Source organism: Bradyrhizobium liaoningense (genome assembly GCF_018130955.1).
GTDB lineage: Bacteria > Pseudomonadota > Alphaproteobacteria > Rhizobiales > Xanthobacteraceae > Bradyrhizobium > Bradyrhizobium liaoningense_C.
In genome coordinates, this window is record NZ_JAFCJM010000012.1 from 1 (window position 1) to 22,963 (window position 22,963).

General features: G+C 65.6%; 16 protein-coding genes. All 16 read right to left on the minus strand.

Annotated features, from left to right (window positions below):
* Nucleotides 1-272: 272 nt before the first annotated feature.
* A complete protein-coding gene (gene ligA / locus JQ632_RS12380) occupies nt 273-2,420 on the minus strand; it encodes an NAD-dependent DNA ligase LigA (protein WP_212402604.1) in 2,148 nt (715 codons plus the stop codon).
* 66 nt (nt 2,421-2,486) lie between these two features.
* On the minus strand, nt 2,487-4,175 hold the full coding sequence (gene recN, locus JQ632_RS12385; protein ID WP_212402605.1) for a DNA repair protein RecN: 1,689 nt from the start codon (nt 4,173-4,175) through the stop codon (nt 2,487-2,489).
* A 24-nt stretch (nt 4,176-4,199) separates the two neighbouring features.
* Entirely contained in the window at nt 4,200-5,093 is an 894-nt protein-coding gene (locus JQ632_RS12390; RefSeq protein ID WP_212402606.1) for an outer membrane protein assembly factor BamD, read from the minus strand.
* Between the two features lie 266 nt (nt 5,094-5,359).
* Nucleotides 5,360-6,322, minus strand: coding sequence for a UDP-3-O-acyl-N-acetylglucosamine deacetylase (gene lpxC, locus JQ632_RS12395; RefSeq protein ID WP_212402607.1), 963 nt, complete (start codon nt 6,320-6,322; stop codon nt 5,360-5,362).
* A 350-nt stretch (nt 6,323-6,672) separates the two neighbouring features.
* Nucleotides 6,673-8,472, minus strand: coding sequence for a cell division protein FtsZ (ftsZ, locus tag JQ632_RS12400; RefSeq protein ID WP_212402608.1), 1,800 nt, complete (start codon nt 8,470-8,472; stop codon nt 6,673-6,675).
* 87 nt (nt 8,473-8,559) lie between these two features.
* A complete protein-coding gene (gene ftsA, locus JQ632_RS12405) occupies nt 8,560-9,879 on the minus strand; it encodes a cell division protein FtsA (protein ID WP_212402609.1) in 1,320 nt (439 codons plus the stop codon).
* On the minus strand, nt 9,876-10,889 hold the full coding sequence (locus tag JQ632_RS12410; protein ID WP_212402610.1) for a cell division protein FtsQ/DivIB: 1,014 nt from the start codon (nt 10,887-10,889) through the stop codon (nt 9,876-9,878). The genes ftsA and JQ632_RS12410 overlap by 4 nt, the downstream gene beginning before the upstream one ends.
* A gap of 352 nt (nt 10,890-11,241) precedes the next feature.
* On the minus strand, nt 11,242-12,228 hold the full coding sequence (locus JQ632_RS12415) for a D-alanine--D-alanine ligase (RefSeq protein ID WP_212402611.1): 987 nt from the start codon (nt 12,226-12,228) through the stop codon (nt 11,242-11,244).
* A gap of 124 nt (nt 12,229-12,352) precedes the next feature.
* A complete protein-coding gene (gene murB, locus JQ632_RS12420) occupies nt 12,353-13,273 on the minus strand; it encodes a UDP-N-acetylmuramate dehydrogenase (RefSeq protein WP_212402612.1) in 921 nt (306 codons plus the stop codon).
* Nucleotides 13,274-13,278: 5 nt separating this feature from the next.
* Complete coding sequence (gene murC / locus JQ632_RS12425; protein ID WP_212402613.1) at nt 13,279-14,682, minus strand: UDP-N-acetylmuramate--L-alanine ligase; 1,404 nt, start codon at nt 14,680-14,682, stop codon at nt 13,279-13,281.
* 201 nt (nt 14,683-14,883) lie between these two features.
* Nucleotides 14,884-15,984, minus strand: coding sequence for an undecaprenyldiphospho-muramoylpentapeptide beta-N-acetylglucosaminyltransferase (murG, locus tag JQ632_RS12430; RefSeq protein WP_212402614.1), 1,101 nt, complete (start codon nt 15,982-15,984; stop codon nt 14,884-14,886).
* Between the two features lie 59 nt (nt 15,985-16,043).
* Nucleotides 16,044-17,195 carry a putative lipid II flippase FtsW gene (gene ftsW / locus JQ632_RS12435; protein ID WP_212402615.1) on the minus strand — a complete coding sequence of 384 codons (1,152 nt, stop codon included), beginning with the start codon at nt 17,193-17,195 and terminating at the stop codon, nt 16,044-16,046.
* A 238-nt stretch (nt 17,196-17,433) separates the two neighbouring features.
* Entirely contained in the window at nt 17,434-18,834 is a 1,401-nt protein-coding gene (murD, locus tag JQ632_RS12440; protein WP_212402616.1) for a UDP-N-acetylmuramoyl-L-alanine--D-glutamate ligase, read from the minus strand.
* A gap of 7 nt (nt 18,835-18,841) precedes the next feature.
* Nucleotides 18,842-19,945, minus strand: a complete 1,104-nt coding sequence (mraY, locus tag JQ632_RS12445) for a phospho-N-acetylmuramoyl-pentapeptide-transferase (RefSeq protein ID WP_212402617.1) — start codon at nt 19,943-19,945, stop codon at nt 18,842-18,844.
* 155 nt (nt 19,946-20,100) lie between these two features.
* Nucleotides 20,101-21,480 (minus strand): UDP-N-acetylmuramoyl-tripeptide--D-alanyl-D-alanine ligase, encoded by a 1,380-nt coding sequence (murF, locus tag JQ632_RS12450; protein ID WP_212402618.1) that lies wholly within the window; start codon nt 21,478-21,480, stop codon nt 20,101-20,103.
* Nucleotides 21,477-22,952 (minus strand): UDP-N-acetylmuramoyl-L-alanyl-D-glutamate--2,6-diaminopimelate ligase, encoded by a 1,476-nt coding sequence (locus JQ632_RS12455; protein WP_212402619.1) that lies wholly within the window; start codon nt 22,950-22,952, stop codon nt 21,477-21,479. The genes murF and JQ632_RS12455 overlap by 4 nt, the downstream gene beginning before the upstream one ends.
* Between the last annotated feature and the right edge of the window lie 11 nt (nt 22,953-22,963).

Consider the following 22,963-nt stretch of genomic DNA (forward strand, 5'->3'; position numbering starts at 1 on the left):
GCTCAGCAACCCGAATATCGCCAAAAGACATCCCATGCCTCCCGTCCCAAACAGGTCGAAAGGCCTTGAATCACATTCCCAAATTCTCGGGAATCACTTTCGGGCATCCCTTAGCCCCTTGTGAGAGAGGGTGGCTTCGATGCGTAGCATCGAAGTCGGGTGAGGGGTCTCTCTCCGCGCTTAGATTTGTCGCGTCATAATTCGCAGAAGCACCCCCTCATCCGGCGCTCCGCGCCACCTTCTCCCACAAGGGGGGAAGGAAAGAAGACCTATCACTCCCCGATCAGCTTCAGCCACTCGTCTTCGGTCAGCACCTTGACGCCGTGCTTGTTGGCTTCCGCGAGCTTCGAGCCCGCGCCGGGGCCGGCGACGACGAGATCGGTCTTCTTCGACACCGAGCCGGAGACTTTTGCGCCAAGCCGTTCGGCAGTGGCCTTGGCCTCGTCGCGCGTCATGCGCTCCAACGCGCCCGTGAACACGACCGTCTTGCCGGCGACCGCCGAATTGCTCTTCGGCTTCTCGGCGTCGACGATCTCGACCTCCTTGGTCAGCCGCTCGACGATGCCGCGGTTGTGGCTCTCGCCAAAATAGTCGGCGATGCTCTTGATCACGGTGTCGCCGATCTGGTCGAGCGCGTCCATCTCCGCGCTTGCCTCCTCGTCGCCCTTGGCCACCTTGAGGCAGGCATCGTGGAAGGCGTCCCAGGAGCCGTAACCGCGCGCAAGCGCCAGCGCCGTCGTCTCTCCGACATGGCGCATGCCGAGCGCGTAGACGAAACGTTCGAGCGCGATTCTGCGACGGCTCTCGATCGCAGCAAACAGATTGCGCACCGAGGTTTCGCCATAACCCTCGATCTCTTCCAGCTTCAGCTTGTTGTTGCGCTGCTGGAGCGTGAAGATGTCGGCGGGCTCCTTCACAAAGCCTTCGTCGAAGAAATACTGGAGCTGCTTCTCGCCGAGACCGTCGATGTCGAACGCGCGGCGCGACACGAACAGTTTCAGGTGCTCGATCTTCTGATAGGGACAAGCGAACTCGCCGGTGCAGCGGGCGCGCGAGCCCTCCTCGCCGGCAGCCGTCTCCTCGCGCACCACGTCGGTGTGCAGCGGGCACGGGCACTTCTTCGGGAAGTGGAACTCCTTGGCGCCCTTCGGCCGCTTGTCGAGGACGACGTCGACCACCTGCGGAATGACGTCGCCGGCGCGCTGGATCACGACGGTGTCGCCGATCCTGATGTCGCGGCCCTCGCGCAGCTCCTCACCCTTGTTGCCGATGCCGCGGATGTAGTCCTCGTTGTGCAGCGTGACGTTCTGCACGATCACGCCGCCGACGCCGACCGGCTCGAGCTTGCCGACCGGCGTGAACGAGCCGGTGCGGCCGACCTGGATCTCGATGTCGCGCAAGACCGTCATGGCCCGCTCGGCGGGAAATTTGTGCGCGATGCCCCAGCGCGGCGTGCGCGTGACGAAGCCGAGCCGCTCCTGCCAGTCGATGCGGTCGACCTTGTAGACGACGCCGTCGATGTCGTAGTCGAGCGTGGCGCGCTGTTCTTCGATCTTGTGGTGGAACGCGAGCAGCTCTTCGATCGAGTGACAGAGCTTCGTGAGCGGATTGGTGGTGAAGCCGCAACGCTCGAACCAACCGATCATGCCGCTCTGCGTGTCCTCCGGCATCGCGCTCATCTCGCCCCAGGCATAGGCGAAGAAGCCGAGCGGGCGCGAGGCGGTGATGGTCGGGTCCTTCTGGCGCAACGAGCCCGCAGCCGAATTGCGCGGATTGGCGAAGATGGTGCTGCCTTCGGCCTTCTGCCGCTCGTTGAGCGCGAGGAACGCCTTCTTGGTCATGTAGACCTCGCCGCGCACCTCGCAGACATCAGGGACGTTGCGGCCCTTCAGCTTCTGCGGCACGTCGTGCAGCGTGCGGATATTGGCGGTGACGTCCTCGCCTTCCGCGCCGTCGCCGCGGGTCGCGGCCGTGACCAGCTCGCCGCCCTCGTAGCGCAGCGACATCGACAGGCCGTCGATCTTCGGCTCGGCCGAGAAATTGATCCTGTCGTCGTCGAGCTTCAGGAAGCGCACGATGCGGCCGACGAAATCCCGCACGTCCTCTTCGGCAAAGGCGTTGTCGAGCGACAGCATCGGAATGGCATGCCGGACTTTCTTGAAGCGGCCGGACGGCGCGGCACCGACCTTCTGCGATGGCGACTCAGCACTGACGAATTCGGGAAAGCGCTTTTCGATCGCGTTGAAGCGCTGGCGCAGCGCGTCATACTCCGCATCGGAAACGGTCGGAGCGTCGTCCTGGTAGTAGCGCTTGTCGTGGCCTTCAAGTTCCAGCGCGAGCCGCATGTGCTCGACCTTGGCCTGGGCCTTGGTGAGGCCGGCGACATCAGGAAGCGGTTTGGATTTTGCTGCTCTTGCCATGGCCGATCAATATTGCAGACGCGGCGTGAGAGCAAAAGCGGACGCCCTGCTCCGGTGTGTTGAAAACTAAGCCGTCGCCGCCCTGAGCAACCGCTCCGCCGCGGCCCGCGCCTCCGCCGTGATCTCCGCGCCTGCCAGCATCCGCGCGATCTCTTCGCGGCGGTGGTCGGCGGCGAGTGCGTTGACGCGGGTGGCGACGCGCTTGCCCTTGTCGAGGGCGTCCTTGGAGATCAGCAGATGCTGGTCGGCGCGGGCGGCGACCTGCGGCGCATGGGTCACGGCCATCACCTGGACCTTGCCGGCGAGGCGCGCCAGCCGTCCACCGATGGCATCCGCCACCGCGCCGCCCACGCCGGTGTCGATTTCGTCGAACACCAGCGTCGGCGCGGAGCCGCGGTCGGACAGCACGACCTTCAGCGCCAGCAGGAAACGCGACAGCTCGCCGCCGGAGGCGACCTTCATCATCGGACCCGGCTTGGTGCCGGGGTTGGTCTGGACCCAGAACTCGACGCGATCAAAGCCCTGCGGTCCCGGCGCGGTCTCGTCGGTGTCGACCTGCGTCATGAATTTCGCGCGCTCGAGCTTGAGCGGGGCAAGCTCGGCATTGACCGCCTTGTTGAGCTTCTCCGCCGATTTCTGCCGCCCCGCCGACAGCTTCTTCGCGGCAGCGCCGTAGCGCGCATCCGCCTCGATGGCGGCCCGCTCCAGCTTCTTCAACTGCTCGGCCCCGGCATCGATCAGCCGGACATCGGCGACGTATTTGGCGGCGAGCGCAGCGAGGCCATCGACCGGCGTCGAATATTTGCGGGAGGCCGCGCGTAACGCGAACAGGCGCTCCTCGATGCGTTCGAGCTCGGCGGGATCGAAATCGGTCGCGGCAAGTGCGGCCTGGAGATGCTGGTCGGCCTCCTCCAGCGCGTTGATCGCGGCATCGATCGCCTTCACCGCGGGCTCGACGAGGGCCGGCGCATTGACGCCGCGGCGCTCCAGCCGGCGCACGGCTGCGGAGAGGTTCGCGACCGGCGAATGGTGGCCGCCGACGGCCTCCTGCGCCTCGCGCAAATCAGAGGCGATCTTCTCGCCCTGCATCATGGTGGTGCGGCGCGAGGCGAGCGCGGTCTCCTCGCCGTCCTTTGGCGCAAGCTGCTTCAGCTCGTCGGAGGCGTGGCGCAGATAGTCGGCCTCGCGCGCGGCGCGCTCCATGCTGGCGCGATGCTCGTCGAGCGCGGTATTCGCGGTGCGGCGCGCCTCCCAGAGGTCCTCGACCGCGGCGACGTCCCTTTCGAGGCCCGCAAAGGCGTCGAGCAGGCGGCGGTGGGTGGAGGCATCGACTAGCGCGCGTTCGTCATGCTGGCCGTGGATCTCGACCAGCGCCGTCCCGACCGCCTTCAGCGTCTGCACGCTGATCGACTGGTCGTTGATGAAGGCGCGGGTGCGGCCGTCGGCGAGCTGCACCCGGCGCAGAATCAGCTCGCAAGAATCTTCTGAACTCGTATCGTCCAGCCCGTTCTCGGCGAGGATCTTCATCGCCGGATGGCCCTTGGGCACATCGAAGACGGCGGTGACCTGCCCCTGCTCCACGCCGTGGCGCACGAGACCGGCGTCGCCGCGGCCGCCGAGCGCCAGCGCAAAGGCATCGAGCAGGATGGATTTTCCCGCGCCGGTCTCGCCGGTCAGAACCGCAAGCCCGCGGGCGAATTCGATATCGAGCCGTTCGATCAGGACGATGTCACGGATCGACAGACGCGCCAGCATGGAACCAAATTTCCTAGCCGAGACCTATAGGCCTATCTTCTTGAAGGCCCTGCTCATCCAGGAACCCTGATTCTCGCTCGGCTCGAGACCGCCGGATTTTACAAGATTATAGGCGTCCTTGTACCAGCGGCTGTCGGGAAAATTGTGCCCAAGCACGGCTGCCGCCGTCTGGGCCTCGCCGACGATGCCGATCGTCATATAGGCCTCAGTGAGCCGGAACAGCGCCTCCTCGACATGGCGCGTGGTCTGGTACTGGGTGACGACGGCCTTGTAGCGGTTGATGGCGGCCGTGTAGTCGCGCTTCTGCATGTAGTAGCGGCCGACATTCATCTCGCGGCCGGCGAGCTGGTCGCGCGCACCCTCGATCTTGGCCTTGGCGGAGGTGGCATATTCCGAGTTCGGATATTTGCGCACCACTTCCTCGAGCGAGGCGATCGCCTTCTCGGTCCGGCCCTGGTCGCGGCTGATGTCCGGGATCTGGTCGTAATGGGAGGCTGCGATCAGGTACTGCGCGTAAGAGGCGTCCGGGCTGCCCGGGTGCAGCGTCACGTAGCGCGTCGCAGCGCCGATGCAGCCATCGTAGTCGCCACTCTGGTAGGACGCATAGGCGGACATCAGAAGCGATTTGCGGGCCCAGTCCGAATAGGGGTGCTGACGATCGACCTCTTCGAACTTCTTGTTGGCCGCCTTCATGTCCTTCTTTTCGTTCATGAGGTACAAGCCCTGATTGTAGAGCTTGTCGGCGGGTTCCTCGACGAAAGTGTCGTCCTTGGCGGTGAACTTGTCCCAAAGCTCGCCGGTACCGCAGCCGGCCAGCGGCAACGCGAACACGAACAGCGCAGCCGCCTGCAACAGCCGCCGAGCCGAAGCCTTGGATGGCTCCCTGGATAGTTCGCGCGTCATACGCTGTGCCGACATGAGTTTAAGACCTGACGCCCTGTGATGCGGTACCCGCCCCTTATGACTCCGGTCATGGACGCGAGAATGCCCCGTGCAAAATCACCGAGCCGCGGCACGCTGCCATGCGACGAGGCCGGTGTATCGGAAAAACAATCGTTAACCAGTGGGATAGGCAGGCATTTCGCCCGGATTAAGGCGGCAGCGGACAGATGCTAGCCAATCATGGTTACCAAGAGTTTCGCTTGTGGCCAAGCAGGCCCGAAACGGCCTGCGGCAACAGGTCCTCAGGACACGTCCGGGCCGTAGGCGGCGGCGATCCGGCCGCCGACGATACCGCTGCCGACCTCGACCACGGGCCGCGCGGGCCGGCGGACCGCCTCGCCCTCGACCACCCGCCAGGCAGTGCGGTCGGCGAGCAGCGCGGTCAGGACGGCGTGGTTGAGCTTGTGGCCGCCGCGAACCGAGCGATAGGTGCCGAGCAGCGGCAGTCCGGCCAGCGCCAGATCACCCACCGCGTCCAGCACCTTGTGGCGCACGCATTCGTCGGCGAAGCGCAGGCCTTCGGGATTGAGCAGCCGCTCGTCGTCGAACACCGCGGTGTTCTCGAACGAGGCGCCGAGCGCAAAGCCCGCGCCCCACAGGCGCGCCACGTCGGCCATCAGGCCGAAGGTGCGGGCGCGGGAGACCTCGCGGCGGAAGCGCTCCGGGCTCAGCTCGAACGCATAGCTCTGCTTGCCGATGACGGGATTGGCGAAGTCGATCTCGACCTCGGCGCGGAAGCCGCTGGCGTTGGGCCTGATCTCGCCGAAGGAGTCGCCGATCGCAACCGAGATCGGCTTCAAAACCTGGATGAACCGGCGCTGCGCCGACTGGCTGACGATGCCGGCCTGCTCGATCGCTGCGACAAAGGCCGCCGCGCTGCCGTCCATGATCGGCACTTCGGGACCGTCGATTTCGATGGTGGCGTTGTCCACGCCCATGCCGCGCAATGCTGCCAGCACGTGCTCCGCGGTAGAGACCAGCGGGCCTTCGGCATCGCCCAGCACCGTCGCGAATTCGGTCGAGATCACCTGATCGGCGGTCGCCTGCACTTCGCGATCACAGCCGTCGAGACCGGTGCGGACGAAAATAAAACCCGCATCGATCGGGGCAGGCCCCAAGGTCAGAGTGACGGGGAGACCGGAATGAACGCCGACGCCAGCCACACTGGCATGCGCACGAAGCGTTGTTTGCCGGCTGAATTTCATCAGGAACTGCCCCACTACGACTTATACAGGACTCAACTAACCGACCGAGATCGCCCGTTCGAATCTCTGTATCCCCAAGTCACGGCAGACCATAATCACAGCCCCAAACAGCGCCAACTCACGCTTTTTTACCAATTGTTACCCCAACTCTGCCGCATTCGCGCCAAGGCTTAACCAAATTACGGCGCGGCGGGGCCTGTTTTTGGCAACCATATTTCACCACCGAATACATAATTAATCATTTAGAATCAGCTGGTTGGATGAACAACCCGGGATGCTACGGGGCAAAAGCAAAGGTCCCGGCGACCGTCTCGCCGGGACCTTTTCCACAACCGCGATGTAACAATTTCTCAGGTTGCCTGCCGCCGCAGGAAGGCTGGGATATCAAGATGGTCGTCACCCTGTGGCGTCGGCGCAACAGGTGCGGGGCGTCCATGGGCATCCAAACCTTGCGGCGCGGGCCGGCGAGCATACTCGGATACCGGCTCGTGCGACGCGATCTGCTGGGCAACGGAGCGCTGCGGCTTGCGTTCGGGCAGCGGCGGCATCGCGGGACCCGCGCTGCGGGCCGCGATCGGCGCCTCGGTCTCCTCGTCGCGACGGCCGAGGCCGACATTGGCGAGCCGCTGGAGCAGCGACAGGCGCTTCTGCGGGGTCTCCTCCTCCATCTCGCCGCGGGCCTGGCGAATCTCGGCCTGGGCCGGCTTCGGCAGGTCCTCGAAGTTCGGCATCCGCGGTGTCCGCACCGGCCCCCGCTCGGCCTGCGGCGGGATGAAGGTCTCGGGCATCATCGGCTCGTTCATCGCCACCGGTACTGCCTCCGGCTCCGGGAACAGCGTGGGCTTCTGGGCGATCGGACGCACGGTGACGTCGCCATAGGAGGCCGGCTGCATCGGCGCGGGCGCCTGCGGCACGTCGGGAGCAACGGCCGCGGCAATCGCCGCGAGCGCGGCGCGCTCGACGTTCGAGCGCGGCGGCGCAACCGGGGCGGCAGCGACCGGCGCGTGAGCGACAGGAGCCGCCTGCGTTTCCAGCTTCTGGGCGCGTTCGGCGAGGCGCTGATTGTCGGCGCGCAGGCGTGCGGTGAGATCGGCAAGGCGGCTTTCCGCGACAGCCGCAGGTGCCTGCGGAGCAGCGACGGCGGCCACCGGCGCGCTGGTCGCCTGGCTGTTGCGGGCGATCGCATCCTTCTCGATGCCGGTCGCCACGACCGAGACGCGGATCAGGCCGTCGAGCGCTTCGTCGAAGGTCGCGCCGACGATGATATTGGCGTCCTGGTCGACTTCCTCGCGGATGCGGGTCGCGGCCTCGTCGACCTCGAACAGGGTGAGGTCCTTGCCGCCGGTGATCGAGATCAGCAGGCCCTTGGCGCCCTTCATCGACGAATCGTCGATCAGCGGGTTGGCGATCGCGGCTTCCGCGGCGGTCAGCGCGCGCTTGTCGCCGGAGGCTTCGCCGGTGCCCATCATCGCCTTGCCCATTTCCCTCATCACCGCTCTCACGTCGGCGAAGTCGAGGTTGATGAGGCCTTCCTTGACCATCAGGTCGGTGATGCAGGCGACGCCCGAATAGAGAACCTGGTCGGCCATCGCGAAGGCGTCGGCGAAGGTGGTCTTCTCGTTGGCGACCCGGAACAGGTTCTGGTTCGGGATGATCAGCAGCGTGTCCACCACCTTGTGCAGCTCGGCGATGCCGGCTTCGGCGGTGCGCATGCGGCGGCCGCCCTCGAAGTGGAACGGCTTGGTCACGACGCCGACGGTGAGGATGCCCATCTCGCGCGCGGTCTTGGCGATGACAGGAGCAGCACCGGTGCCGGTGCCGCCGCCCATGCCGGCGGTGACGAACACCATGTTGGCGCCCGAGAGATGGTCGCGCAGCTCGTCGAGCACTTCCTCAGCCGCCGCTGCGCCGACGTTCGGCTGCGAGCCGGCGCCGAGGCCTTGCGTCACCGCCGTGCCCATCTGCACGATGCGCTGCGCCTTCGACATCGTCAGCGCCTGCGCGTCGGTGTTGGCGACCACGAAGTCGACGCCCTGGAGGCCCGCCGTGATCATGTTGTTGACGGCGTTGCCGCCGGCGCCGCCGACGCCGAACACGGTGATCCGCGGCTTCAATTCGTGAATATCAGGAACATTGATGCTGATGGTCATGGTTGCCTCTCGATCACACGCGCGTGGTTTCGCCCCGGCCGGCGGCCGCGGGAGTTGGTGAAATTCGGGGATTGCGGAAATGTGTCATTAAAAGCCCTCGCGAAGCCATCGTCCGACCTTTCCGAAATAGCCGCCGGTCCCTGTCTTGACCTGCCGCGTATGCCGCGGTTCGACATGCTCGAGGTGAACATATTGCGGGTAGACAAGAAGTCCGGCGGGCACCGCGAAGGCGGCGTTCTTCGCCTCGTTGGGTAAGCGGCCAAAGCCGAGCGGACGTCCGATCCGCACGGGCCGGCCGAGAATTTGCGTTCCGAGCTCGACGAGCCCGGTGAGCTGCGAGGCGCCGCCGGTCAGGACGACGCGCCCCTTGGGCTCGGCCGCAAAGGGCGAGTCCTTCAGGCGATCGCGCACCATCTCGAAGATTTCCTCGGCACGGTGCTTGACGATGTTGGCGATGGTGGCGCGCGACACGATCTGCGGCAGATCCTGCTCGTCGCCGGCGGTCGGCACCGACATCAGCTCGCGCGTATCAGAGCCGCCGGTGATCACCGTCCCGTACAGGGTCTTGATGCGCTCGGCGTCGGCAATGGTGGCGGACAGGCCGCGCGCGAGATCCATCGTGATGTGCTGGCCGCCGACGGCAAAGCCGGAGGCGTGGACGAAACGGCCGGCGGAGTAGATCGCCATCGTCGTGGTGCCCGCGCCCATCTCGACGACGGCGGCGCCGAGATCGGCTTCGTCGTCGGTGAGCACCGAGAGACCCGCGACATAGGCGCTGGCGGCCATTGCTTCGACGTTGAGGTGGCAGCGCTCGACCGCCAGCATCAGATTGCGCGCGACCGTCGCATCGCAGGTGACGACATTCATGTCGACGCCGAACTGGCGCGCGACCATGCCGCGGGGATCGCGGATGCCCTTGACGCCGTCGAGCGTGTAGCCGACCGGGAGCGCATGCAGCACGGTGCGGCCTTCCCCGGTGGCATGGTGCATGCCGGTGGAGGTGACGCGGGTAACGTCGGCCGGCGTCACGGCGCCGCCGCGGATGTCGGCCGCGGCCTCGACGAGCTGGCCCGCAAGCCGGCCGCCGGAGACCGACAGCAGCACGGACTCGACGCGGACCTTGGCCATCTTCTCGGCGAGACCAACGGCCTGGCGCACCGCCTGCTCGCATTGCGCGAGATCGATCACCGCGCCGGCCTTCATGCCGCGCGACTGGATCTGGCTGTAGCCGATCAATTCGACCGCATGGGTCCGGCCCTGCAAGGCCTCGCTCGGCTGCGACGGTTTCAGCCGCGCGATCATGCAGGCGATCTTGCTGGTGCCGATGTCGAGACACGCGACGAGACCGCCGCGCTTGTGCGGCATCTGGCGCGTCTTCGGGGTCTGATTGCGATCGAGGCCGGTCATGCGGGTTCACCGGACTTCTTCTTGGGCTTCTTGTCCTTGAACAGCTCTTCGCGGGCCTTGGCCGCATCGTCGGACAGTTGCACCACCAGACGATCCGGCAGGCGCATGTCGACCGCGACGATGTCGCGGGAGAACAGCTTTTCGTCCTTGTCGAGCTTGGAGAGCGCAGCGAGCGCGTTGCCGACGTCCTGCTCGGGCAGGCGGACGTCGAGCCCGTCCTTCAGCCGCAAATTCCAGCGCCGCTCGCCGATCAGGATCGCGGCCTTGGTCACCTGCTGAACCTGCGGATAGCGCGACAGCAGCGCCAGGAAGTCGCGCGCGCGGGTATCGGCGCCCTTGCCGACCACGAGCGGCAGCGTCAGGAAGCGCCGCGATACGTAGGGTTCGAGCACGGCGCCATCGTCCGCGATGACGGAGAGCCGGCCGGCCGCCTGCCACAGCGCGAACGCCTTGCGCTCGGTGATGTCGATCTGGAGCTGGCCCGGATAGAGCTTCAGCACGGTCGCGTCCGCAATCCACGGATTGGCCTTGAGACGATCGCGAACGCCTTCGGCATCGAGGAACAGGAGCGAGGAGCGGCCGCTGACGCCGCCGATAGCGAGGATCTCATCCTGGGTCAGCTGCTTGCGGCCGTTGATCGCAACCGTGGTGATGCGGAAGCCAGCCGAATTGGCAAGCGCGTTGCGGGCGTCGCTGACGGCAACGATGAAATCCTGGAGATGACCGCCCTTGACGACGCCGAAACCGGCGCTGGCGACGAGCAGGAGCAGCGTCATGCTGATGCCGACGCGGCGCGGCAGATAGCGCTCGGCCAGCGCGACGACACGCGGCGGCGGTTCGCGCTCCGGAACGGCCTTGATCTTGGCTTTGGCGCGAGCGCGTTTCTCGTCACGCTTCTGTTCGAACCACTCGCGCAGAAGCACGACCGCTCCGATAGCGGCCGCCTTCAGGTCAGCTTGGGGCCTCAGCGATCGCTGTGCCGATCGAACGAGGCTGCCTTCACCATCCATTGCACGAGCTCGTCAACAGTTTGCCCGCGAAATCGCGCGGGGTCTGGCGCCCATGACGTCTCGGACTTGCCGGGTCGGGTCCTGGTCTTCAGCAGAAGAAGCCTCTCCCCTTCAACGGGCGTAGGGCTGGCCGCTGGAACATCCGCGACAGCTCACGCGCCGGCAGCCAAAACGCCAAATGCGCCGCCAGCGTTAACCTTCGGGCTTCCTGGTAAACAAAAGGTAAACTTCGTTAACGGCCGGCGCTTTTTGCCCCGTGCTGTGAGGTATTTATGCCGCAATCCCCGGCATTTTACCGGTTTTGGGTTCCAAACCGGGCCGTTTCGCCCGTCCGGCCATTAACCACCGCTAACTATTTCCCGGCCCGCCGCCCCGCCAGCACGATCAGGTCGCGCAGGAAGTCGACGAATTCGATGCCTTCCGCCTTCAGCGCCTTGGGGTAGAGCGAGGATTTCGTCAGTCCGGGCAAGGTGTTGGTCTCGAGGTAGACGAGGCCCTTGGCGGAGACGATGAAGTCCGAGCGCGAATAGCCGGTGCAGGACATCGCCCGATGCGCGCGCATCGCCTGCTCCTTCAGCGCCGCCGTGATCTCCGGCGAAAAGCGGCCGGGGCAAATCTCTTGCGTCGACTTCAAAAGATATTTCGCGGCGTAGTCAAAGTTGCCTTCGCCAGGAATGATCTCGATCGGCGGCAGCGACATCATCGATCCGTCGGACCGTTCCAGCACACCGCAGGTCGCCTCCACGCCCGCGACGTAGGGCTCGATGACATACTCTTCGAGCTTCGCGGCATTGCGGACGGCAACGAGATCCTGCCTGGCGTTGACGAAGATGAGGCCGCAGCTCGACCCGTCGCGCGCCGGCTTTGCAATCAGACGGCCGTATTCGGCGAAGGCGTCGTCGATATCCGCGAGCGCGATGTTTTCCGGCGGCGTCACGCCGCCGAGCGCGGCAAAACGTTTCGCGGCGATCTTGTCGAAGGCGAGGTGCGAGGATGCGGAGCCGGAGCCGGTGAAGGGAACGCCGCGCGATTCGCACATCACCTGCAATTCGCCGTTCTCGGCGCTGCCGCCATGCAGTCCGAGCACCAGCACGCGGTCCTCGTCCCTGGCCTGGTCGAGCGCCTGCGCGAGCGGTTTGCCGCGCGTGCCGGGCTTGAACTCGTCCTCGAACGGCCGCCCGTGCTCGAGGAGCTGTTTTGACTGGACGACATGGACGTTGTCCTCGACGTCCCAGAACCAGAGATCGGCCTCGGGCAGTGCCTGATGCAGCGCCTGGGCGGTTGCGACCGAGACCAGACGCTCCTTGTTGGAGCCGCCGAAGAGAATGGTGATGCGCATGCTGCGTTGCCTCGCCTTCCGTCATTCCGGGATGGTCCGAAGGACCAGACCCCAGATGCGCAATTGCGCATCGGGGAATCTCGAGATTCCGGGTTCGATGCTTCGCATCGCCCCGGAATGACAATTAGATGGGAATCCCGATCCGCTTGATTTCCCAGTGTAGCTCAATTCCGGAATTGGCCTTCACCCGCTCACGCACCGTCTCGCCAAGGGTCTCGATGTCGTGGCCGGTGGCATCGCCGGTGTTGATCAAAAAGTTGCAGTGCATCTCCGAGACCTGCGCGCCGCCGACGCGCAGGCCACGGCAGCCGGCAGCGTCGATCAGCTTCCAGGCGCTGGTGCCGGGCGGGTTCTTGAAGGTCGAGCCGCCGGTCTTCTCGCGGATCGGCTGCGCGGTCTCGCGATGGGCCTGCACCTCGGCCATCCGCGCGCGGATTGCCTCTGCGTCCCTGATCTCGCCGCGGAAGCGTGCTGACGTGAAGATGATGGAGGGGTCGACGCCGCTGTTGCGGTAGACGAACTTCATGTCGGCATTGGAGAAGACGTGCTTGTTGCCGTCGCGGCCGATTCCGGTGGCCTCGATCAGCACGTCCTTGGTCTCGCCGCCATTGGCGCCGACATTCATGCGCAACGCGCCGCCGATCGTGCCGGGGATGCCGAAGAAGAATTCAAGTCCGCCGATATTGGCGCTCGCCGCCACTTCCGCCACGCGCTTGTCGAGCGCGGCGGCACCCGCCGTCACGACGTCAGTGCTCGCGCTCGCATCGCCAAAGGCGCGCGGCGACAGGCGGATCACCACGCCCGCAATGCCGCCATCGCGCACGATGAGATTGGAGCCGACACCGACGACATAGACCGGGATCTCGGGCGCAAGATGCGCGAGGAAGTAGGCGAGATCATCTTCATCCGCGGGCGTGAACAGCACCTGCGCCGGCCCGCCGACGCGAAACCAGGTCAGCTCCGCCAGCGACTGGTTCGCGAGCAGCCGCCCGCGCAGGTCAGGCATCGCGGCCTTCAGCTCCGGCGTGATGTCGGGAAAGCTCACCGCCCTCATCCCAGCGCCTTCAATTCGCCGGGCAGCGCGTAGGCCCATTGCGTGATGTTGCCGGCCCCCAGGCACACGACGAGGTCGCCGGATTTCGCGAGGCCCTTGACTATGCCGGCAAGCTCCGAGGATTGCGGCAGCGGGATCACCTCACGATGGCCGTGCGCACGCAGGCCCGCGACGAAATGATCGCGATCGATGCCTTCGATCGGCGTTTCGCCGGCGGCATAGACTTCCGCGACGATCACCGCATCCGCGTCGTTAAAACAGGTGCAAAACTCCTCGAACAGCGATTGCAGGCGGGTGAAGCGATGCGGCTGCACGACGGCAATGATCTTGCCGTTGGTGGATTCCCGCGCCGCCTTCAGCACGGCTGCGATCTCGACGGGGTGATGGCCGTAATCGTCGATCACAGTGACGCCGTTCCACTCGCCGGTCTTGGTGAAGCGGCGCTTGACGCCGCCAAAGCTTGCGAGCGATTTTCGGATCGCGTCGTCGGAGACACCGAGCTCATGCGCGACCGCAATCGCCGCCGTCGCATTCGACGCGTTGTGACGTCCCGGCATCGGCAGCATGAGGTCCGCGATCTCGTGCGTCCGGCCGGTCTTGCGATCGCGGATCGCGACCTTGAATTTCGATCCGCCGCCCATCGGCGTGAGATCGAGCAGCCGTGCATCGGCCTGCGGATTCTCGCCATAGGTGATGATGCGGCGGTCCTCGATCTTGCCGACCAGGCTCTGCACGGTCGGATGATCGATGCACATCACGGCAAAGCCGTAGAATGGCAGGTTCTCCACGAACAGGCGGAACGCGTCCTGCACGGCTTCGAAAGTCTTGAAGTGGTCGAGATGCTCGGGGTCGACATTGGTGACGATCGCGACATCCGTCGGCAGCTTCAAAAACGTGCCGTCGCTTTCGTCGGCTTCCACCACCATCCATTCGCCGGTGCCCAGCCGCGCATTGGAGCCATAGGCGTTGATGATGCCGCCGTTGATCACGGTCGGATCGAGGCCGCCGGCATCGAGCAGGGTTGCGACCATCGTCGTCGTGGTGGTCTTGCCATGGGTGCCGGCAATGGCGACGCAGCTCTTGAGCCGCATCAGCTCGGCCAGCATCTCGGCGCGGCGCACCACCGGAATGCGCTGCGCGCGTGCCGCCATCAGTTCCGGATTGTCGCGCTTGATCGCGGAGGACACCACGACGACGTCGGCGCCGTCGACATTCTCCGCCTTGTGGCCGACCGAGACCTTTGCGCCCTTCTTGCGCAGGCGATCGAGGTTGTAATTGTCTGACGCGTCCGAGCCTTGCACGGTGTAGCCGAGATTGGCCAGCACCTCTGCGATGCCGCTCATGCCGATCCCGCCGATCCCGACGAAGTGGATGGGTCCGATCTCGCGCGGCAGTCTCATGGCGTATCCCGTGTTCCCGTCGTCATGCCCGGGCTTGTCCCGGGCATCCACGAATCCCAGCGTCCTTCTTGCAAGACGTGGATGCATAGGCACTCGGTATACCGAGTGCCGTCACTTTTTAAAGAACCAAGTCGGATAAATCCGACTTGGTGGGACAAGCCCGGCCATGACGGTAAAACTATGGAAATTCCGCGTTTCGCGTCAGATTCCCGCGACTTTGACCACCAGATCGGCCAGGCGTTCGGCGGCATCGAGCCGGCCGGCGCCGCGGGCGGCCTCGGCCATGGCGGCGAGGCGCGCCGGCTCGGCGGCCAATGCGGAAATCTCGGCGGCCAGCCGGTCGGAGGTGAACTCGGTCTGCGGTATCCGTAGCGCGCCGCCCACCTGCGACAACACGCCGGCATTGGCGAACTGGTCCTGGTCGATCGCGCCCGGCAAGGGCACCAGGATGGAGGGCCGGCCGATGGCGGCGAGCTCGGCCACAGTGCCGGCACCGGAGCGCGACACCACCAGATGGTTCGAAGCGAGCCGCGCCGGCAGATCGGTGAAGAACGGCGCAAGCTCGGCATTGATCTTGAGCCTGTCGTAGACCGCGCGGACGCGCGTCATGTCCTCCTCGCGCACCTGCTGGGTCAGCGCCAGCCGACTCCACAGCACCGGCTCGAGGCGCTCGATGGCGCCCGGCACGATATCGGCCATGATGCGCGCGCCCTGGCTGCCGCCGACGACAAGCAGGCGCAACGGCCCGCCAGTCTCGGGCGCTACATATTTCACCGCGGCCGCCGCAAGGATCGCGGGCCGCATCGGCGTGCCGACGGTCGCGGTCTTGCCGGCCAGTGCAGGATCGCGATCGAGCACGCCCGGCAAGGATGTCGCGATGGCGCGCACATGGCGCGACAGGAAGCGATTGGCGCGGCCAAGCACCGCGTTCGCATCGTGGATGATGCCGGGCACGCCGGCGAGCCGCGCCGCGATCAGCGGCGGCAGGGTCGGATAGCCGCCAAAACCGATCACCGCTGCGGGCTTCAGGCGGCGCATCAGGTTGAAGGCGGACAAAGTGCCGGTGGCGAGCGTGATGGCAGCATGGGCGAGCTGCAGCGGATTGCGGCCGCGCGCCGTCTCGCTTGCCACCACATCGATCATGTCCTTGGTGAAGAGACCGCTGTATTTGAGCGCGCGCTCGTCCGTCACCAGCCGCACGCGAAAGCCGCGGCGGATCAATTCGACGCCGAGCGCCTCGGCCGGAAACAGATGGCCGCCGGTGCCGCCCGCGGCGAGCAGAATCAAGGGGGGTGTGTCCATGGCGGGGCCCCTTTTACAGGGACTTTTCCGTCATTGCGAGCCGCGCCCGCGCGGCCGAATTACGCGTAGCTGCGCATGGCGTCGGCGCGGCCGCTTGCCTCGACCTCGGTGCGCGGACGGAGCCGCGTCAGCGCCAGCATCATGCCGACGCCGTAGGCGAGCGACACGATGGAGGAGCCGCCGTAGGAGATGAAAGGCAGCGTCATGCCCTTGGCCGGGATGAGCTGGAGGTTGACCGACATGTTGATCGCGGCCTGCACGCCGAACAGGATCGCAAGGCCGGAGGCCGCAAAGCGCGAGAACATGTCTTCATTGGCATAGGCGCGCGACAGCGTGCGGATCACGACGAAGGCAAACAGCGCCAGCATGGCGAGGCACAGCACGATGCCGAACTCTTCGGCGGCAACCGCAAACACGAAGTCGGTGTGACTGTCCGGCAGGCTGCGCTTGGCGATGCCCTCGCCCGGCCCAAGCCCGAGCCAGCCACCGTTGTAAAAAGCTTCCATCGCGGTATCGACCTGGAACGTGTCGCCAGAGGCCGGGTTCATGAAGCGCTTGATACGGCCCGCGACATGCGGAACGAAGAGATAGGCACTGAACAGGCCGGCGGCCGCCGCGCCCGCCAGGCCCGCCACCCAGATCATGCGCATGCCCGCGATGAAGAACAGCGCGCCCCACACCATCAGGATCAGCATGGTCTGGCCGAAGTCCGGCTCCATCACCAGCAGCGAGACCAGCATCAACAGCAGCACCATCGCCATCGAGGTCGCCGGCATCTCCGGCCGCTTGGTCGATTCCGCGAACAGCCAGGCCGCGATGACGACGAAGGATGGCTTTGCCGCTTCAGAGGCCTGGATGTTGACGCCGAGCAGCGTGATCCAGCGCCGCGAGCCCTTCACTTCAGGACCGATGGCCAGCGTCAGCACGATCAGGACAATGCTGACCGCGAAAATGATGAGCGCAGAGCGCCGGATCGCGCGCGGCGACAGGAAGGAGACGCCGATCAGCACCATGAAGGACGGAGCCAGGAACATCACGTGCCGGCTGAAGAAGTGGAAGGGATCGAGCCCGATGCGTGTCGCCACCGGCGGGCTCGCCGCCAGCGACAGGATGACCCCGCACAGCATCAGCGCCATGATGGCGCCGAGCAGCGGCTTGTCGACGGTCCACCACCACTCGGAAAATGGGGTGCGTTCTTCGCGGGAGAGCATGGGCGGCCGGCCTTCGGACAGAGGTCAGACCATTGGTCGCCGAGGTTGGTTACCGGGAGGTTAATGGGATCGATAACTTTGGAGATAGCGCACGGAGCTACCACAAACGAGCGTCATACCCCGCGAGAGCGGGGTATCCAGTACGCCGCGGCTTCTCGGCTCAAGCACGGTCTCTGGAATACTGGGGTCGCCCGGTCAAGCCGGGCGACGACAGCGGAGAATGAGGAACAAGCGCCCCTCACACCACCGGCTTCACGCCCGGCAGTGCCTGGACCAGTTCTCGAAACTTCGCGCCGCGGATCTCGAAATTGCGGTACTGGTCGAACGACGCACAGGCCGGCGACAGCAGCACCACCGCGTCCTGCAGGCCGGACGCCTCCGCATCGCGCGCGGCATTCGCGACCGCGACATCGAGCGTCTGGCTGATCTCGTGCGGCACTTGCGTGCCCAGCGTGCCCGAAAACTCCTGCGCGGCCTCGCCGATCAGATAGGCTTTTCGGATGCGCGGGAAGAAACCGGTCAGGCTGGTGATGCCGCCCATCTTCGGCTTGCCGCCGGCGATCCAGAAAATGTCGGCAAAGGACGACAGCGCGTGCGCGGCGGCATCCGCGTTGGTGCCCTTGGAGTCGTTGACGAACAGCACATTGTCGCGACGGCCGACCTGCTCCATGCGGTGTGCGAGGCCGGGGAAGCCGCGCAAGCCGTTTTGCAAGGTCTCAAGATCGATGCCCATCGCGAGTGCTGCGGCCGCAGCACAGGCTGCGTTCTGCGCATTGTGCAGGCCGCGCAGCGAGCCGATCCCGCCGAGTCTTGCGACCTCGCTCTTGGCGCCGCTCGCAGCGCGCACGATCGTTCCGTGCTCGACATAGATGCCTGATGCCACCGGGTTCTTGACGGAGATCCGCACCACGTTCTTGCCGCCGCGGTCCAGCCGGTCGGCGATGTCGCGGCAAAAACCGTCGTCGACGCCGACGATCGCGGTGCCCTTCGCCTGAACGCCGGCGACGAGACGCTCCTTCACCGCGGCGTAGTGCGCGATCGTGCCGTGGCGATCGATGTGGTCCTCGCTGACATTGAGCAAAATGCCGACGGACGGATCGAGCGAGGGTGTAAGGTCGATCTGATAGGACGACATCTCGATGACGTGGACGCGGCCCATGCGCGGCGGCTCGAGCGACAGGATCGCGGTGCCGATATTGCCGCCCATCTGGGTGTCGTAGCCGGCGACTTTCGTTAAGTGCGCGATCAACGCCGTCGTGGTCGACTTGCCGTTGGTGCCGGTGATGGCGACGAACGGTGCATCCGGCGCATGGCGCCGCCGCTCGCGGCAGAACAGCTCGATGTCGCCGATCACCTCGACGCCGGCCTCGCGCGCCTTCAAGACGCTCCAATGCGGCGCCGGGTGGGTGAGCGGCACGCCCGGCGCGAGCACGAGCGCTGAAAAGTTCGCCCACGACACGCTGCGCAAGTCCGCGGTGATGAAGCCCGCCTGCGCGGCCTTGGCAACGTTGTCAGCACTGTCATCGCCCGCAATCACTTCGGCACCGCCCGCCTTCAGCGCGTGGCAGGAGGCGAGCCCCGAGCCGCCGAGGCCGAAGACGGCGACGGTCTTGCCCGCGAAGGACGTGACGGGGATCATCGAGGGATCACCGCAGCTTCAGCGTGGAGAGGCCGGCGAGCGCCAGCATCACCGAGATGATCCAGAAACGGATCACGATCTGCGGCTCGGTCCAGCCCAGTTGCTCGAAATGATGATGGATCGGCGCCATCTTGAAGATGCGTTTGCCCGTGAGCTTGAACGAAACGACCTGCACGATGACGGAGACGGCCTCCAGCACGAACAGGCCGCCGATGACCGCGAGCACGATTTCGTGCTTCACCGCGACCGCGATCGCACCCAGCATGCCGCCGAGCGCAAGCGAGCCGGTGTCCCCCATGAAGATCGAGGCCGGCGGCGCGTTGAACCAGAGGAAGCCGAGACCCGCGCCCAATAGCGCTCCGCACAGCACGGCGAGCTCGCCGGTGCCGGCGACATATTTGATCTGGAGATAGTCGGCGAACACGGCGTTGCCGGCGAGATAGGCGATCATCGCAAAGCTGGCGGTCGCGATCATGACCGGCACGATGGCGAGACCGTCGAGACCGTCGGTGAGGTTCACTGCATTGCCGGCGCCGACGATGACGAAGGCGCCGAAGACGACAAAGAACCAGCCGAAATGCAGCACGGTGTCTTTCAGGAAGGGAATCGTCAGCGCGGTGGACGCGGGATCGCGGTTCAGCCGCACGAGGGCGTAGCAGGCCACCAGCGCGATGATGGCCTCGATGCCGAGGCGGAGCTTGCCGCCAAAACCGCTCGACGTCTGCTTGGTCACCTTCAGGTAATCGTCATAGAAGCCGACGAAGCCGAAACCGAGCGTCACCGCGAGAACGATCCAGACGTAAGGGTTGAGCGGGTTGGCCCACAGCACGGTGCCGACGGTGAGACCCGACAGGATCATCAACCCGCCCATGGTGGGCGTACCCCTCTTGGCCAGATGCGATTGCGGGCCGTCGGTGCGGATCGGCTGGCCCTTGCCCTGGCGGATGCGCAAATGGTCGATGATCCAGGGACCGAACAGGAACACGAACAGGGCACCGGTGACGACGGCACCGCCGGTGCGGAAGGTGATGTAGCGGAAGACGTTCAGGAGGGCGCGAAACGCACCAAAGCCCGGAACCGTATTGGAAAGCTCGATCAACCAGTAAAACATTCAGACAGTCCCATGCCGCTCCTGCTAGCGGCTATTTCGGAGGCGCCTCGCGACGCATCGCCCAATTCGTCTGGCGGTCAGGCGACCCCAATAAACCGAACGCGTCGCACGGTGCGTGGCGGGAAGCTGGATCAGGCGGCGACGCAACAAGCAGTTTACGCCTTTGCCTGCAACGCGGCCACTAGGGCGGGCACAAACTTGTTGACCCAGAACATCTTCTTGCTGCCCTTGACAACCACGACATCGCCTGCCTTCAGCAGCACTGCTACGGCCTGGGGCTTGAGTGTCGCAGGGTCGTCATGCCAGCCGAGGTTTTGGTCCGCCGGCAGCAGGCCATGGAGGTGGTGCATCAGCGGACCGACGCAGTAGACGCCGTCGATCCCGGCAAGATATTTGGCGAGATCCTTGTGATAGGCCGGAGCATCGCTGCCGAGTTCAAGCATGTCGCCGAGCACCGCGATGCGGCGGCCACCGCTCACCGGGCGCGCCTTGAGGCTTTCCAGCGCCGCCGCCATGCTGGCGGGATTGCCATTGAAGCTGTCGTCGATCACGGTGACGCCGCCGACGGTCTGCTCGACGCCGCGCCCGGTCATGATGCCGACGCCATCGAGCCGCGCTGCAAGTGCTGATGCATCGAGGCTCGCGGCATGGATCGAAGCAAGCGCGGCGAGCGCGTTCTGGACGCGATGCGGCGCGCCGGGCGTGAGGCCGAAGTCGATCGTCTTGCCTGCAACGTCGGCGCTGACCCGCCAGCTCTCGCCCTGCGGCGTGTGTTTCAGCTCGCGCACCTCGGTGTTCTCGCCGAAGCGCACGACCTTGCCGCTCCATTCGGGCGCTGCGATCTCCGCCGGCAGCACCAGCACGCCGTCTTTCGGCAGGCCTTGCGCGATTGACACCTTCTCGCGCCGGATGGCTTCGAGCGAGCCGAGCTTTTCCAGATGCACTGGCTGCACATTAACGACCAGAGCGACGGTCGGCCGCGTCAATTCACTGAGCCGCGCGATCTCGCCGGTCTGGTTCATGCCCATCTCGACGACCCAGAGGCTGGCGTCCGGCTTCGCATTCACCAGCGTCAGCGGCACGCCCCAAAAATTGTTGAAGCTCGACGGGCTCGCATAGGCATTCGGATAGGCCGCGAGATATTCCTTTGTGCTGGTCTTGCCGGCGCTGCCGGTCAGCCCGATCACCTCGCCCTTGAAGCGCGCACGGGCGGCGCGCGCGAGGCCCCAGAGGCCGTCGATCAGCGTGTCCTTGACGACAAGCTGGGGAATGCGCAGGCCCGCGATCTCGTGCGGCACGATGATCGCTGCGGCACCAGCGGCTTGCGCCTTGTCGGCAAACTCCCAGCCGTCGCGCGCACTGGCGAAGCTGGAGATGAAGCCGCCGCTCGGCGTGCCGCTGAGCGCGACGAACAGGCTGCCCGGCTTCACCAGGCGGCTGTCCTGCGTAATGAAATCGATCGGCGTGTCCGGAAAAGATCCCGTCAGCCCCAGCGCACGCGCGACCTCGGCAACCGTCCACAATGGCGCGCTCATGCACCCCTCGTCGTTAGTGCGGCGGCGACCGCCTCGTGATCGCTGAACGGCAGCACGCGGTCGCCGACGATCTGCCCGCTCTCGTGGCCCTTGCCGGCGATCAACAACGCATCGCCCGGCTGGAGATCATCGATCGCGGCGCGGATCGCGGCGGCGCGGTCGCCGATTTCCTTCGCGCCCTTTACTTCCGCGAGGATCGCGGCGCGAATGGCTTCCGGCTTCTCGCTGCGCGGATTGTCGTCGGTGATGATGACGCCGTCGGCATGTTCGGCCGCGATCGCGCCCATGATCGGGCGCTTGCCAACATCGCGATCGCCGCCGGCGCCGAACACGACGATCAACTTCCGCTTGGCATAGGGTCGGAGAGCCTGAAGTGCCTTGACCAACGCATCCGGCTTGTGCGCGTAGTCGACGAAGATCGGCGCGCCGTTACGCTCGCCGACGAGTTCGAGCCGACCCTTCGCGCCTTCGAGATGTTCGAGGCTCGCAAAGACATTGGCCGCATCGCTCCCGGTGCCGATCGCAAGGCCGGCCGACACCAACGCGTTCTCGATCTGGAATTCGCCGACCAGCGGCAACCGGATCGAACAACGCCTGCCGCGATGCTCAACAGCAAGTTTTTGCGTAAAGCCGTCGACCTCAGCATCGACGAGGCGAATGCCCTCGCCTGCCCCGTCGCCGTTGCGACCGACCGCCATCACACGCAAGCCCTTCGTGCGCGCTGCTTCAATTGCTTCCGCCGAGCAATCATGATCGGCTGATATCACGGCGGCGCCACCCGGCGGAATGAGATCGCGAAACAGCCGCAGCTTGGCAGCGAGGTAATGCGCAACGGTTGGATGATAGTCCATATGGTCGCGCGTGAGGTTTGTGAAGCCGCCGGCGGACACGCGCACGCCGTCGAGACGATACTGGTCGAGCCCGTGCGAGGACGCTTCAAAGGCCAGATGCGTGACGCCGTCGCGCGCGATCTCGTCGAGCTGCCGGTGCAACTCGATCGGGTCCGGCGTCGTCAGCGAGCCATAGACCGTACGTTTTGGCGACACGAGGCCGATGGTGCCGATGCTCGCGGAATTGTGCCCGAGCCGCTCCCAGATCTGCCGCGTGAACGCGGCGACCGAGGTCTTGCCGCTGGTACCGGTCACCGCCGCAATCGTCGCCGGCTGGAGCGGGAAGAATTTTGCCGCCGCCAGCGCCAGCGCGCGGCGCGGATTGGCGACAACGATGAAGGGGACCTTGCAGCCGTTCTGCGGCGGATGATCGCCGGCCACCGCAACGGCGCCGGCGGCAATCGCAGCCTCGATGAAGCGTGCGCCGTCGGTCTTGCTGCCGGCCAGCGCGAAGAACAGGTCGCCCGGCTTGACCACGCGGCTGTCGAACGCAAGCCCCGTCACATCGAGCGCCGCGGCAGCAGGCTCGATTGCGGCATCATTGCCCAGAAATTCCTGACCTAGGAGGTCGCGCAGTTTCATGGTCTTCCAGT